Below are 15,359 nucleotides of genomic sequence, written 5' to 3' on the forward strand. Positions count from 1 at the left end.
GTCAGTAATCATATAACAATGAAGTATCTTGTAGCTCCATTAATTGTGCAGCATTGCTGTCTAAAAAGGAAATGATTTTATCAGATAGGGCATTACCAAAGCTAAAACGTTGCACTCCCAATTCCTGCAGTACATGACAATTTGTAAGTTGCGGTAAAGACAATACATTTATTGGAGCATGTATGGTCATTGTGATTTCTTTAATCTCGTCATAGTCGATCATTCCAGGGACAAATATTCCACTAGCTCCACTCTCAACATAGGCCTTTGCACGATTTACTGTTTCATAGAAAGGGTTTTCTGTTTGAAAGTATGTATCAGTTCTAGCATTAATATAAAAATCTTGATAGCCATGATTATCTAATGCCATTCTGATTGCTGATAAAAGAGTACAATGTTCATTCATTGTTCTGAGCCCCATTTGTTTCTTGAGTGAGTCCTCAATATTAATGCCAGCAACCCCAACATCTGCCGTCCTTAAAACATTTTCAATAATTGTTTCCTTATCTTCTCCATAGCCTGCCTCAATATCTGCAGTAACAGGTATTTTCACATTTGCTGTAATCGTTTTAATAACTCCAAGATGTCTTTCAAAATCAATTAATTCTCCGTCAGCATATCCAAATGAGTTCGCAATTCCCCAACTTGTTGTACCAATTGCTTTAAAACCTACCTTTTCTAAAGTTAAAGCGGATAACAGATCCCATGCATTACCTAAAAATAATATTTCTTCTGATGAATGTAATTTATTAAATTCCTGAATGAGATTCATTCTAACTCCTCCTAATGGTTGTTTACATTCATTTTACAAGGAGTTTGCGCCTACTTCGTCCTCATTCTTGCGCTTATGGTCGACAAAGTAAAAAATGCCAGGACCCATACGATTCTAAATTCGATGGGTACCAGCATTTTAATTTTCTTTTCTTCCAAAACCTGAAAGGACATTTAGGGATTGGACTGAATATATCAATGAAGTTTTTTTCTAACTGTATCGATTTCATTTTTAGTTTGGCTTCTGAAAAATCCAAGGTCATTCATGATAGTAACAAATTGGAAACCTTGTTGAATTCGTTTTACCGCGTCTTCCGCCGTTCCAGCAACGATGCCGGGTACAATATTGTACTTCTTACAGGTATCCAGTACCTTATTGATCACAACTTGTAACTCATTGTTGTTATTGTCACCAAAACAACCCATATCCTGTGACAAATCAGCAGTTCCAATAAAGATACAATCGAGACCTGGTGTCTGACAAATCTCTTCAATATTTCCGACAGCCTTTAGAGTTTCACACTGCATAATGACGTAGGTATTATCGTTCACTTCACCTTTGTTATAATCCTCATACCAACCCCATCTTGGTCCACGCCCGGCGCCTATCCCTCTTTTTCCAAGAGGTGCAAGCTTCATATTTTCAATAATATATTGTGCTTGCTCTTTAGTTTCCACCATGGGGATCATCAGACCATGAATACCCACATCCAGCATTCTGGACATCATAGGACCATCATTTGGATCATAAACGCGAGCGAGCGGTGCCATATCATACAGTTCCGCAGCTCGTATCATATTCACTGTGGTTTCCATATCGGTTTGAGCATGCTCCATATCAATAAGGACAAAATCGAAATCATTAAGTCCTAAAATCTCTACATTAGTCGGTGAGCTTGAAGCAACGAACGCACCTAAAACATGCCCTTTCCCCTCTAGCTTCTCTTTGACCAAATTACGCATCTTCATGAAAACTCTCTCCTTTTAACCACTGTAGATATTCAGCCAAGCATAGATTCGTATTTACTTACGGTAGTTTTCTATGAATTTACCGTAGGATTCATTGTACTCTTCTCTTAAAGGATAGAAAATATCCATGTTGAGCACCGGTACAGGGCTGTCGTAGACAGAAATATAATGCTCCACACCGGCCGGAACTGTAATCCAAGATCCTTTGGTCATGCGGTAAGGCACACCATCTACATAATAGTCACATTCACCTTCTAAAATAAGCGCAATCTGCTCATTTTCTTCATGGGTATGCGGGTTCTTCTCATTCCCATTTTCAACTTTATTGATTGTGGCGTTGATATGTTCTGCACCCATTCCGAATACCTTCCGCGTGATGCCTTCTCTTACAAATTGCCAAGGTAGATTGTCCAGATTACCGTAATCAATTTTTGTCATTTATAGTTCCTCCTGTTTTAAATTATTATTTTACCAAGTTACTTTTTGTCTTTATTGGAAATGGAACAATTTTTTCGGATTCTTTTTAGTCATGATGTTAATTTCTTCTTCGGTGATTCCAAACTGTTTTTCTAAAGCATTGACGAAATTATACATTCCTTCTACCGGCGAGCCATTAGCGGCCTGACCGTAATCTGTATCAATAATTATACTGTCCACACCACAGGCATCTATCATCTCTTTCGCCACGGACAGATCTACTACTGCTTCCACTTTCGATCCACTATCTTTAAACACACAGGCGTTAATCTCAATATAAGCACCCATGTCCGCCCATCTCTTCATATCATCAATGCTTGCTCCAACCTGATAATGCGGGTGTGTTACCAAGACACGTTTCATCCCCAGTTCAAATGCCTTTTTGACTGTAGCTTCCACTTCGATTTCATTGCCATGTCCGGTTGCCAATACCATATCATGCTTAGCCAAGTACTGAATTACTTCTACAACCTTAGGATTAAGAGTTCCATTTTCATCGGCAATAACTATCGGTTCTTCCTCTACATCCGAAGTACCTGCTCCGCCAACAAATCCAGATTCCTTGTGTCCGTCGATATGGGTTTTAGAAGAAACGGTTGGTAGGTAAACCATTGCCGTGCCCATTTGTCTGGCCTTATCCACAGCATCGACATTAAGGCCACCAACTGCATTATTCAGAACAAGGCATCCGTAAACCTTACAGGTGCCATTTCCTAAATGCTTCTCTACCATTTTCGTTCCCAAAAGTGCTGGAATATAGTGATCCTTTACTACGAATCCTGCATAGCCGGCTTCTTCCGCCAACTTCAGCATCTCTGCTGCATCCACTGCTCTGTTTGCTGTGGATGGCCCACAGTGTACATGCACATCATACATACCATTTAATATACTTCTATTCATTTCTATTCCTCCTCGGATTATATAGTTAAGAAAAATCCTTTTTCCTATTGAGCTAACAAGACTACAAGCTAGTAGTTATGCTATATATACCGGCATTTGCCAAGATTCCAGCGATAATAGAAATCACTATTGCCACTAGGAACAACTTATTAAAGACTCTCGTTCTTTCTTCAGCGCTAGGTTTGAATAATGTTCCATAAGCAGCCAGGACCATTGCTCCACCTAGTGACAAAGGACTAATGGCAGCAGTGAATCCACCATTAATAACTGTACTTATCAATTCAATATCCATAAACGAATTACCGGTCGAAAAATTCAACACTTGAATTGAGGGAATTAAAGTCGGAATAGGTCCCGCAATTGCTAGTGAGAAAAAGGACATGATCGACGAAGTGATGCCTAGTAAAGGTGCCACCGTCCATTCTGTAGAAATGGAAGATAACAAACTACTTAAAAGTGTTAAGCCTCCCATCGAATCAATAACACTAAGGAGGTTCCCAATTCCTATACATAGGAATATTGTTTCCCAAGGTACACCGACAAAAGCATCTTTTTCATCGGCAGCCTTAGCCAAAAGCAAGACTATACTAAAAACTAATGCTGTAAGTCCTGCATGGGTATTTAAAAACATAATGGAGAGAATCATCAATATCAGCATCAGTAAGGTTAATTTTTGTTGACCATTGAAAGCTGGAAGGTATATTGGTGCTGCATTATCTTCCAATGACAACATATCCTCAGAGTGTTGTTTTCTCTTCCATCCGCGAAACCCTATATAAACTAAAATCCCGGCGATAGAGAACAGGATTGTACCATTTAGTAGAATTTGAGTTGCATAATTAGGGAAGCCAGCATCATTGACAATCAAGTTCGCAGTATTCCCAAATACCCCGACTGGTGTCATAAGCGTAGCGTTGGCTCCAAAGATGGTCAGAACGCCAATCATAATCGGATTGTAGCCCATCTGGTAACCAACACTCATCGTAATTGCAGGTAACACCACATAACCAGTCAAACCACCTGGATCGACAATTGTTATGAGAGCGCTTACCAAAAAAACTATAAGAGGATACACAATAGCATAACGGTCAAATGATACAAACAATTTCTTGGATAGAAGCTCCAAGGATCCATTATTTTGTGCAATCGCAAAGAAGAAAAACATCCCAAACAAATTCAGAAATAGACTCGTAGGAAAACCGCTGATAACCTCACTGCTAGACAACCCGCCTATCATTCCTAGTACTATTGCAACTGCAAGGGAGATAATTCCTATATTTTTTTTCGTGTATACTCCCACTGCGATTACAATAATTAGGGATAATAAAGAAATTACTGCCATTTGATCCCTTCTTCCTATACTTTTTTAGCAGTTAGCCAATATAAGTGAAGCAACCTTCATTTGCTATCTTCAACTGTTTTAGTAATTATAGATTACCAAAACCGTGAAAGCGTTTTCTATATCATTTGATACATCTGTTTTTTATTAATTCTATAAATTACGAAAGTAAAGAGATATTGGAGAGCAAAATTAGTATAATGAATGAAATGAGTATCGTTTTTATAGGTTCCTTTGTAATAAACAATTGTCATTACTGCAATTTGCATAGAAAAATTTATAGAGGGGGAATTGAACATTGTGGGAAAAAATAATCTTTTTTTCGAGGATCAGTTTACAGAATTTAAGCCTCTCTTATTAGAAATTGGGGAGAAGTACTTACTGGAGAAAGGCAGTGTCATAACGAATAATCTTGATACTTTATACTTGTACTATGTAGAAAGTGGAATCTTTAAATTATCAGTCAACCACATTGAAGGCGACAGCAAGACGATTTGCTTTCACGGGGAAGGTTCCATTTGCCCCTACTCCTTAAGCAGACCTATTAATGGTAAATTCCATATTGATGTTGATTTCTTTATGATAACTGCAATCACCGATATTAATACGATTCGCATCCGACCAAAGGATTTCTATCAAGCACTGAAGGAGAATCCCGATCTTAGCATCACTATGCTAGATTATGTCATTATGCACTCTAATCTATTTATGCATGAGTCGGTTACCCTCAGCTATGATTCAGCCTTTGTTAAGACCTGCAATATCGTTTACATGTACAACCACTACTTAAACAAGATAGGTATAAACCTTACCCAGCGAGAAATAGGTGAGATTATTGGAGAAACAAGGCTAGAGGTTGCCCGTTCCCTAAAAAAATTACGTGACCAGAGAATCATTAAAACATCTCGAAATTGCATTGAAGTATTAGATCCAGAAGCCCTCAAACTCAACTGTAATCTGGATTTTGTTTACTGATTCAGTAACCAAAATTCAGTTTACAAAGCACCATCATATTTTAAGAAGTTCAGTTCTTCATTTCCAGTGAATCCTAATAGTGAGATTGTTCTTCCCTGCGAAAATAATTTCTAAATTAGTTTTCATGTTATCAGTAGTATTCTAATCTTTAAATACATCTTTGAATGTTATATATCTATATCTCCAGGTATCAAATCCACACGTTTACACTTTTTACACTCCTTTTATTTGACTGCAATATAAAATCAGTACCTCCCGCTCATGTTTACATTTCCTGCATAAAAAAAGACTGCGCCCCGTATATATACTCTAAATTACTCGGAAAACAAAGAAAATCCACATAGTTTACATTTACCTTTCATCCTAACCATGGATTAGAAATGCTTCTAAATCTATGCGATAATAGTAGAACTATCATTTTTACCAGTGAAAGAGGTCTTGTCATGAAGCCAGTAATTCTTGCTGAAAAGCCTAGTCAGGCAAAGGCATATGCAGATGCTTTTAAAGTAAAACGTCACGAAGGATACATAGAAATCAATCCATGCCCTATTTTTCCAGAGGGAGCCTATATTACATGGGGAATTGGTCATCTCGTTGAACTTAAAGAACCAAAAGCATATGATCCAAAATGGAATAAATGGTCATTAGCTAGTTTGCCTATTTTGCCAGATAGCTATGAATTTCAAGTTGCCAAAGGGAAATTCAAGCAATTTTCCGTAGTAAAAAAATTACTTAAATCTACTGATACTGTTATTAATGCTTGTGACGTAGACCGTGAAGGGTCCAATATTTTCTATAGTATATACAATCAAAGTGGTGCCCGTGGACAATTGATTAAACGCTTATGGATTAATTCATTGGAAGTAGATGAAGTACTGAAGGGTTTTAGTAATTTACAAGATAATCGTAAAGATCTTTTATTATACGATGAGGCCAAGGCTCGTCAAATTAGTGACTGGTTAGTAGGCATGAATGGATCCAGATTATATTCACTTCTGTTGCAGCAACAAGGTATTAAAGAGGTATTTCCTATAGGACGGGTTCAATCACCGACTATATTTTTGATATATCAACGTCAAAGAGAAATCGAACAATTTGTATCGGAGCCTTTTTATGAGATAGAGGCAACTTTCCAGGCAGAAAAGGGGGAATATAAAGGGAAAGCAAAAGCGAAAGATTCCAACAGAGAAAAGATTCGAGAACTCCTTTCCCAACATAATATTCAACCTAACTCTCCTGGAGTAATTAGTTCAATAGAAAAAGTCGATAAGCGGATACCACCACCTCAGCTTCATTCATTGTCGACACTACAGGCTACCGCCAATCGATTATGGAAAACGAGTCCTGCAGATGTACTGAAGACAATGCAGGGTCTTTATGAGAAAAAGTTAGTTTCTTATCCGAGAACTGATGCAAGACATATTACGCCAAACGAATTTTCCTATATAGCGGCTCAGGTTTCTGCTTATCAACAAATCATTGGACATCCTTTTGAAGTAGCTTCACTAGCTCCTAAAAAACGATATGTCGATAGCTCGAAAGTTCAGGAGCATTATGCTATTATTCCAACGAAGAAGCTCCCGACACCTGCAAAATTAGCAGGACTTTCAAATATTGAGCGAAATCTCTATGAAGAGATTGTCCGTACTACATTGGGTATGTTTCATACCGATTACTTATATACAGAAACAAAGGTTACAACAGAGGTGAATGGTTTAGCCTTTTTCACAACTGGAAAAACGGAACGAGATCAAGGATGGAAAGCATTATTCTCTCGCTCAACTAAGGATAAAGAAGAACAACCTCTCCCACCTCTACAGGTACAGGAAAAGGTAGAAAGTAATATTGGTATAAAAGAAGGGAAAACGCTGCCTCCGAAGCCATATACGGAAGGCCAGCTTATTGCCATGATGAAAACCTGTGGGAAGCTTGTAGAGGATAAAATGGAAACTGAAATCTTAAAAGAAGTGGAAGGTCTCGGTACAGAAGCAACTCGAAGCGGAATTATAGAAACGATAAAACGCCATGGCTATATTAGTGTAACGAAAAATATAGTTTCTATAACCGATAAAGGACGCGTCCTCTGTCAGGCTATTGAAGGTAATCTTCTCGCTAGTCCATCTATGACCGCTAAATGGGAAACCTATTTACGTAAAATTGGAAACGGAGAAGGCTCGATGGATCGTTTTCTAGGTAGTATCGCTAAGTTTATCCAAAGCTTGATGGACGAGGTTCCAAACCAATTAAAAACAAAGCAGATTAATATAAAGCTAGCGCCTCGGGCTTCAAAGTATGACTCTAAATTTAAGAGAGATCCAATAGTAACATGTCCTAAATGTCAAAAAGGGTCCATCATTGCACATAAGAGCTTTTACGGATGTACAGAATACAAAAATGGTTGCACCCAGACCTTTAATGGCTACTTTTTAAAGAAAAAAATAACCGCTAGCCAAATAAAACTGCTTTGCACTAAAGGAAAAACAAACGTGATCAAGGGATTTGAAGCTGAAAACGGTCAAAAGTTTGATGCGAGCTTAACTTTTGTTGAAGGTAAGATAAAATTAGAGTTTAAAAAAGACTAATTTTTAGTGGTCGATCGATTTTTCGGAGGCATCAATAGATTATCGGCGTTGATCGATCGATTATTTAGGGACATCAATCGATTTTGACCTGTGGTCGATCGATTATTATCAAATACCTGGTTTGAGAAGTCACTACTATTGAAAAGGCTGATCTTCATAACGAAGATCAGCCTTTATTCATTCAAACGGGTACGGATATACGACAGTTCCATTTCTCCCTGTTGTGGTTTCGGCCTGTGACAAAGAATTTAAAATCGCCTCTTCCGTAACCTCTGCCACTCCTTGGAATAAGTCATTCATAATGGGATGATCATCTCTTAATTGCTGCCTTGTCTCCACACTTTCTTCCAAACTGTGTTGAATTTTATGAGCAGTCGAAAAAGCTATGACGATATCACCACTACCATTACTAAAATGACTACCAGTTCTACCAAGCCCTACCCCACATCGCTTAGCAAGTCGAGTAAGTTGTCTATTGCTTAAAGGTGCGTCTGTTGCCAATACAATCATGATTGAACCATCAGCAGGCTCAGGAAAGTTTGGAACATTCACATTTTCATTCACCAAATACCGTGAAGCTTGGAATTCCTCTTTTCTTCCGAAGTTACTAAGGACCATACAACCGATAGTATAGACTGTATCACTAACTTGAACAATACGTGAAGAGGAACCAATGCCCCCTTTATAACCAAAGCAAATCATCCCTTTACCTGCACCAACAGCTCCTTCAGGTGAAGTTTCTGACGAAGCATTTTGAATACACTCAATCGCATGCTTCGGTTCAATAGGTAGCTTTCGAATTGAATTTAACCTACTGTCATTGCACTCTCCTACCACTATATTAATAGTCCCAGTAGAATCCCCTATTGTAGGATTTCTTTCTAGCATATACTCTAAAGTTCCCTGCGCAACCGCTGGAATACCAAATGTATTCGTCAGCATGATAGGTGATTCAATTAAGCCAAGTTCGTTCACTTGTATAAGTCCTGTGGTTTTTCCAAAACCATTTAGAATGTAACTCGCCCCAACTACTTTCTGTTGAAATAAATTACCCCCATGAGGCAAGATTGCTGTGACTCCTGTACAGGCATATTCTCCTCCTCCAAGTGAGCTATCTAATGTAATATGTCCGACTTTAACATCTTGTACATCTGTTATGCAGTTCTTTTTCCCAACAGGGAGTCTTCCTATTGTCACTCCCATTTGTCTAATTTTTTTAGGCTCCACGTTTTCTATCCCCTTATTTTAGAGACTTCTTTCCATTTATGACTAAAAGACTCCTCGCAAAAGTCTAATTTTTCACCATATAAACGAAGAACATCTTTTATTTCTTCTGCTAAGTATTTTTCATTTCGATTGTTCGCAAGACAGGGATATCCAGAACCTCTTTGTAAATAATCAGAGCTACCTACTAAATACCATTTATCATCTTCTAATATTTCGTCATTTACATAGATTGAATGAATTTGCTCCCCATCATGTTCTATTTGAAGTCCTGATGCATGCAGCCTCCCGACAAATCGTCCTCTAAATCCTGGACCTCTTCCATCTGCCAGACATACTTGAGAATCTAACGATTGCTCTAAAGCTTCTTTTAGATACTTACCTTGAATTTCAAAGGAAGTTGGATTTAACGGAGAAGGACATATCTCTATAAGTTTTTTTTCTGTCATTTCATGAAATATTCCCGCATTACAAATACCACTATTAATAAGACCAATTTCTGTACCTAACATATCCTTCAATCCGTCAGCTATTAGGTTAGAAATAGGGTTCTCTTCCACTACGTCATGCCATAAAGAATGTTCTAGTGAATACAAAGGTTCACTTAAAACTTTTACAGCTCTTTCTTTATTTAACCTTAAAATAGAGTCTATCTGTTCACTCTCTTGTATATCCTTTGTAGAGATAGTCTGTGAATGGAGAAGATGTACTGTTCCACCGTCTATTTCTATTTCCATAATACCTATATGTTCTCCATAATTCCCTGCACTATTCATAAATGTCTTATTAATAACCTGTGCCTGTTCAAATAATTTATGATCATGTGCAGAAACAATAATATCAATCTCTTTAATCTCTTTAGCAAGCAGTTCATCTGCAAAAGTACCTACATGGCTGAGTAATATACATATGTCATAATTACCTTCATTATTGGTTATTTCTTCTTTTATAGCATTCGTGTAATCAGTCATATAAATACCTAATCCTTCATTAAATACTCCCATATCGGGAGAAGATCCCGTAAGGAGAATTCGAAGCCTGTTTTTTTCTAAAATAATACTAGATTTAACACCACTTATATGAGAACGATCTTTTTTATACAAGTTATTACTTATAAAAGGAATAGGACTATTACTCGCCATATTCTCTAGAGTATCTATTCCATTGAACATCTCATTGTTACCTATTGTAATCGCATCGTAGCTACCAGCTTCTAATAACTCTATAGCTGCCATACCTTTAGTTCCTTGGAGCTCAATGCTTTTAAAATCAGCAAAATCTCCGCCATCTAAAACAATTGTATTCTCATCTTTATGTTGATTTATTAACGTAACTACTTTTTTATAGTTCTCGAAATTACTATGTACATCATTAGTATGAATAATTTTAAGTCTCATTTATACACCCCTAGTCAGATTTCCCTTGATAATTATACCATATTCTAATTTTTCTAATTATTTATTTTTACCAATATAGATTATTCCGGAGTGTTTAGGGAATGAAATAATAAATAGAACTAGGAGGTTGTAAAATGGAATTACTACAAGTGAATGGTCGGATAAACAAAAAGAAATTAGCACTTAGTATTCTTATACCGGTGGTTGGTGGCTCTATCACAGGTTGGATTGCCAATAAAAATGCCCAAGAAAAATATAAAAAACTAAAACAGCCATCATTTTCACCCCCTGGGGCAGTCTTTCCGATTGTATGGACCACTCTTTACGCAACAATGGGAATTGCTAAATATCGTGTAGACCAAAAGGTGAAAGATATGAGAACGGACACACCAGCTATCCCCCTATACGACTTACAATTAGGTTTAAATTTTTTATGGTCATTCCTATTTTTCCGTTGGGGCTTACGAGGAACTGCACTTGTAGAAATCAGCCTTATGCTAGCATCCATTGCGTTAACTGCGTATGAGTTTCAGAAATTGGACAATACTGCAGGAGTTTTAATGATGCCTTATGTAGGATGGGTTACCTTTGCACTTGGTCTGAATTATTCCGTATGGAAATTGAATAAATAAATTCTTTAGTATGCATGAATTCTATGTATGGGTCCCGGCTAAAATCAGGACCCTTACCTTCTTCCCCTCAATATTTCTGTACTACTTAAATAGTCTAAGAACTAATATGATAAATTTTAATTCTTTACAGTAAATGAACAAATTCACACAATAATCTAGCTGTAAATTTACCGATGAAAGAATTACAAATGAGAGTAATTAATGTATTATATGATTATTATAGGTTTTAAATTATTTAGGAGGAGAGTCCCATTTATCTTCAACATACTATTGGAAAAAAGGTTAAGGAAGCTAGGTTAAATAATACTTTAACTCAACAAGAACTAGCCGAAAGATGCAGTCTTACGAAAAGTCATATTTCAAAAATAGAAAATGGACAAGCCGCCCCTGCTGTGGCAACTCTATCAAAAATAGCACAAGAGCTAGATACTCCCTTGTCTTGGTTCTTAGAGTCCAATCTTCACAATAAATTATCCATAGTGAAAAGCAAGGATAAAAAATTAAAAATCGGAAATAAAGACATTGGCTATACTTATGAAGCGCTCGCAAATCGTCCTCGCTTTAGTAAAGTAGAACCAGTAATAGTCACCGTCCTACCTGAAGCTGAATATGTAACGCCATTTACCCATAGTGAAGACGAGTTTATTTATATTCTAAACGGATCGATCAACCTTTATTATGATGGGGAGTTACATTACTTGGAACAGGGTGATAGTGCTTATTTCGAAGGAAACACTCCTCATATTTTTATTTCTGCAGATAAGAACAAGGAAGCAAAAGTACTGACATTTTTTATACAAAATACCCCACTTTAATTTATGGAACTGCCCGTATTTTTACCTTTCTCATACTTACTAGTCCTCATTAATAATTATTTCTCTATTTTTTGAATTTACTTCGATTTCTGAATAAATTTTAGATTTGGTATTTACAAGTAATAATTATTAATGTATTTTTGTGTAATAGCATTCAACTAGGTTGAATGCTATTACACAAAAATAAGGGGTGTATGTCATGTCAAACACAAGAGTTCCAGGATTTTATCGTTTATCACCTAAAGAAAGATTTGATATTGTTACGGAAGGTCGCAATTTAACAGATGATCAGTTAAAGCATTTATCTGGGGAGAATCCACTTTCGATGGATTTAGCAGACTCAATGATAGAAAACGTAATTGGACAAATAGGAATTCCACTTGGGATTGCAACCAACTTTAAAATTAATGGAAAAGATATGTTTATCCCAATGGCTACGGAAGAACCTTCTGTTGTAGCTGCTGCTAGTAATGCAGCAAAAGCAAGTTATGACCATGGTGGTTTTTTCACGTCAATGAGTGGAACAATCATGCGTGGTCAAATTCAGGTATTAAATGTAGCAGATCCTTATGCTGCAAAAGCCAAAATCTTTGAACATAAAGATGAAATTTTAGCTTATTGTAATGTCCAAGATCCAACATTGGTTTCATTGGGTGGAGGGGCTAAGGATATAGAAGTTCATATTATTCCAACCAACTCTCAAATAATGTTAGTAATTCATCTAATTGTAGATACAAAAGATGCAATGGGTGCAAATGCTGTTAACACAATGGCAGAAGCAGTCTCTCCAACTATTGAGACAATTACTGGTGGTAAGGTTGTATTAAAAATAATATCTAATTTAGCAGACCTTAGACTTGTTCGCGCAAGAGCAATTTTTTCAACAGAGGCACTTGGTGGCAAAGAGGTTGTGGATAACATTGTAAGCGCTTTCGAATTTGCAGATTATGATCCTTATCGAGCAACTACACACAACAAAGGAATAATGAATGGAATTTCTGCTGTAGTCTTGGCAACTGGAAACGATACTCGTGCAGTAGAAGCTGGAGCACATGCCTATGCTTCTATATCTGGACAATATAAATCTTTAACAAAATGGGAAATAAATGCGGATGGCAACTTATCCGGTTCTATTGAGTTACCAATGGCTGTTGGGATTGTTGGTGGTGCAACGAAAACACATCCGGTGGCACAAGCTGCCCTTAAAGTAATGGGAGCTAGCTCTGCTGAAGAACTTGCAGGTTGTATAGCAGCTGCAGGACTAGCACAGAATGCTGCAGCATTACGGGCCTTATCTGCTGAAGGTATTCAAAGAGGTCACATGTCTTTACATGCTAGAAACTTAGCGGTAATGGCTGGCGCAAAAAAATCAGATATAGATAGAATCGTCGCACAAGCTGTCAAAGAGAAAGACCTTAGATATGACCGTATCTTAGAAATAACGAAAGCAACTCAAAGAGGTGAATAGGATGGCAGATAACCATAAATCACCAACTACTGATTTGAATAAAAAAACAAAAACATATTTAGAAATACTTGGAGATACAATTCTACCAAATCAATTACTTTTTGCGGTTTTAATAAGCGTAGGCATTAGTTTAGGAGGTTACAATATTGGCCTTTGGTTACTCCCTTCTATCGCTAGTGAAAGTATGGTAGCTTCTTACTCATTGCTTATTGGGATTTTAGGTAGTGTTTTCTCTTTAGTACTTTGTTCCATTCTTTTTAAACCAAAAAGAATATTAGTTGAAGAAGAAACTTCTTCTGAAAGTATGAAACAAGTTTTTGAAGATTTACAATTAGATCCTCTAGAAGAATTAGAACTAATCGAAAATGATCCAATCACTAAGAAAGAATTGGAAGAATTCGGAGTTTTAAATAGTTTTCTTGCACTTAGAGAGGAGCAGAAGAAATGAGTTTACTAATTACAGCTATTTTATTTGCATTACTTGGTGCAATTGTCTTCTCTTTAATAGGATTGATATCTGGTACTGATGAGACAGCTATTATGGTCCCACTTACTTTGTTAGTAATCCTTCTTGGTGCACCTCCAGCTGCAGTTTTTTCATTTTTTATGGCAGCAGTTCTAGCAAAACATCTTACACATGCCGTACCAACTGCATTAATGGGTATACCCGGTGATACTACAGCTGTTCCATTAATAGATCATGCGAACACTTTAAGAAGAATGGGTATGCCACATATAGCACTTAGGAAAATGATTTCAGGTGGAATTATTGGTGCATTCATTGCTTTACCAACTGCTGTTCTATTAGGCCAGTTTTTGGGTCAATTCGCTGACTTCTTCAAGTCATCAACAGGAATAATTTTTACACTAGCTGCTATTCTAATCGCCTTTTTCTCTAAAGGTAAATGGGTAAGTATTTTAATGATTATTCCATTCGCTTTCTTTATTAAAAGTTTAGATTTAGTGAGTTTTAGCATACTCGATAAGCATTTATCTATCAGTTTCTTTTTAGGAATTGCTATAGGTCCAATTTTTTGTGATCTTTTATTCGCGACCTCCTCTAGCGCTAGAAAGACTATTGAAAGAGATAAAGCTAAAGAATATCATCTGGCTCCTGAAACAAAAACGTGGAAAGGATACTTTCCGAACCCTTTAAAAATTTTAACTGGAAGACAACAAGTATTCACTTCCATTACAACTTTTATTTCTTCTCTTACTTTTGTTTTTAGTCCTGTAGGAATGACTTCCCTAATGGGTGAAATTGTCGGTTCCCGTACAAAAGGTGCCTATAAGAAGTCTACTACTAGTTTAGCAGTAATGAATGGGGTAACAGAGTCTACGTATATCGCAGAAGTAATCATCCCATTAATAGCTTTTGGGATTCCACTAAGTCCTGTTGCTCTTGGTCCAGGGTCACCATTATTTAATGCACCACCAGTATTCACTGTTGACCCTATAAATAATTTGCATACCTACCTAACTTCATGGGAGTTTTTCCTTTACGGTGCAATTGGACTCATTATCGCTTCGTTAATCGCCTATCCTTTTTCTATGAACTATGCAAGAAAAGCTTCTGTACTAGTGATGAAGCTTGTAAGTCAAGAAGCTATTGTTGCTATGTTCATTGGACTTGCTTGTTTACTTGCCTTCCACGAAGCACAACTTGTTGGTATTGTACTTACGTTCACAGTGGCAGCAGTTGGTGGTCTTCTAAATCGCATTCTTGGAATTGGCGCTGGTGTACAATTTATGATTTTCTATGCGTCAACTTGGATTATGATGACGCTCTTCGGAATATAAGTAAAAGGAG

Annotated in this window: 14 protein-coding genes; 7 read left to right on the forward strand and 7 right to left on the reverse strand. The window is 37.0% G+C overall.

Annotation, left to right across the window (positions count from 1 at the left end; translation table 11 throughout):
- Position 1 precedes the first annotated feature (1 nt).
- The 5 genes from BM260_RS05795 to BM260_RS05815 form a co-directional block, all read right to left on the reverse strand.
- Positions 2-772 carry an isocitrate lyase/PEP mutase family protein gene (locus tag BM260_RS05795; protein WP_093536017.1) on the reverse strand — a complete coding sequence of 257 codons (771 nt, stop codon included), beginning with the start codon at positions 770-772 and terminating at the stop codon, positions 2-4.
- A 194-nt stretch (positions 773-966) separates the two neighbouring features.
- Positions 967-1,740 carry an HpcH/HpaI aldolase family protein gene (locus BM260_RS05800; protein WP_093536019.1) on the reverse strand — a complete coding sequence of 258 codons (774 nt, stop codon included), beginning with the start codon at positions 1,738-1,740 and terminating at the stop codon, positions 967-969.
- A 54-nt stretch (positions 1,741-1,794) separates the two neighbouring features.
- Entirely contained in the window at positions 1,795-2,178 is a 384-nt protein-coding gene (locus BM260_RS05805) for a cupin domain-containing protein (protein WP_093536021.1), read from the reverse strand.
- 51 nt (positions 2,179-2,229) lie between these two features.
- Positions 2,230-3,117 carry a DUF6282 family protein gene (locus BM260_RS05810; protein WP_093536023.1) on the reverse strand — a complete coding sequence of 296 codons (888 nt, stop codon included), beginning with the start codon at positions 3,115-3,117 and terminating at the stop codon, positions 2,230-2,232.
- Between the two features lie 61 nt (positions 3,118-3,178).
- The gene (locus tag BM260_RS05815; RefSeq protein WP_093536025.1) at positions 3,179-4,459 is read right to left on the reverse strand and encodes an SLC13 family permease; all 1,281 of its coding nucleotides are present in this window, start codon (positions 4,457-4,459) and stop codon (positions 3,179-3,181) included.
- A 297-nt stretch (positions 4,460-4,756) separates the two neighbouring features.
- On the opposite strand from BM260_RS05815, the gene BM260_RS05820 reads away from it, so the two are divergent.
- Complete coding sequence (locus BM260_RS05820) at positions 4,757-5,431, forward strand: Crp/Fnr family transcriptional regulator (protein ID WP_093536027.1); 675 nt, start codon at positions 4,757-4,759, stop codon at positions 5,429-5,431.
- 443 nt (positions 5,432-5,874) lie between these two features.
- Positions 5,875-8,013, forward strand: a complete 2,139-nt coding sequence (locus tag BM260_RS05825) for a type IA DNA topoisomerase (protein WP_093536029.1) — start codon at positions 5,875-5,877, stop codon at positions 8,011-8,013.
- Between the two features lie 177 nt (positions 8,014-8,190).
- On the opposite strand, the gene BM260_RS05830 is transcribed toward BM260_RS05825, so the two are convergent.
- Both BM260_RS05830 and BM260_RS05835 read right to left on the reverse strand, forming a co-directional pair.
- Positions 8,191-9,216 (reverse strand): DmpA family aminopeptidase, encoded by a 1,026-nt coding sequence (locus BM260_RS05830; protein ID WP_093536716.1) that lies wholly within the window; start codon positions 9,214-9,216, stop codon positions 8,191-8,193.
- Positions 9,217-9,245: 29 nt separating this feature from the next.
- The gene (locus BM260_RS05835; RefSeq protein ID WP_093536031.1) at positions 9,246-10,634 is read right to left on the reverse strand and encodes a bifunctional metallophosphatase/5'-nucleotidase; all 1,389 of its coding nucleotides are present in this window, start codon (positions 10,632-10,634) and stop codon (positions 9,246-9,248) included.
- 134 nt (positions 10,635-10,768) lie between these two features.
- Here BM260_RS05835 and BM260_RS05840 point away from each other — a divergent pair, with 134 nt between their 5' ends.
- The 5 genes from BM260_RS05840 (at position 10,769) to BM260_RS05860 (ending at position 15,349) form a co-directional block, all read left to right on the forward strand.
- Complete coding sequence (locus BM260_RS05840; protein ID WP_093536033.1) at positions 10,769-11,266, forward strand: TspO/MBR family protein; 498 nt, start codon at positions 10,769-10,771, stop codon at positions 11,264-11,266.
- Between the two features lie 269 nt (positions 11,267-11,535).
- Positions 11,536-12,081, forward strand: a complete 546-nt coding sequence (locus BM260_RS05845) for a helix-turn-helix domain-containing protein (RefSeq protein ID WP_245762666.1) — start codon at positions 11,536-11,538, stop codon at positions 12,079-12,081.
- A gap of 199 nt (positions 12,082-12,280) precedes the next feature.
- The gene (locus BM260_RS05850) at positions 12,281-13,549 is read left to right on the forward strand and encodes a hydroxymethylglutaryl-CoA reductase, degradative (RefSeq protein ID WP_093536037.1); all 1,269 of its coding nucleotides are present in this window, start codon (positions 12,281-12,283) and stop codon (positions 13,547-13,549) included.
- Position 13,550: 1 nt separating this feature from the next.
- Positions 13,551-13,997, forward strand: a complete 447-nt coding sequence (locus BM260_RS05855; protein ID WP_093536039.1) for a hypothetical protein — start codon at positions 13,551-13,553, stop codon at positions 13,995-13,997.
- Entirely contained in the window at positions 13,994-15,349 is a 1,356-nt protein-coding gene (locus BM260_RS05860) for a tripartite tricarboxylate transporter permease (RefSeq protein ID WP_093536041.1), read from the forward strand. Before BM260_RS05855 ends, BM260_RS05860 begins: the two co-directional genes overlap by 4 nt.
- The last annotated feature ends 10 nt before the right edge of the window (positions 15,350-15,359 follow it).

The sequence above is a fragment of the Psychrobacillus psychrotolerans genome (assembly GCF_900115805.1).
Taxonomy (GTDB): Bacteria; Bacillota; Bacilli; order Bacillales_A; family Planococcaceae; genus Psychrobacillus; species Psychrobacillus psychrotolerans.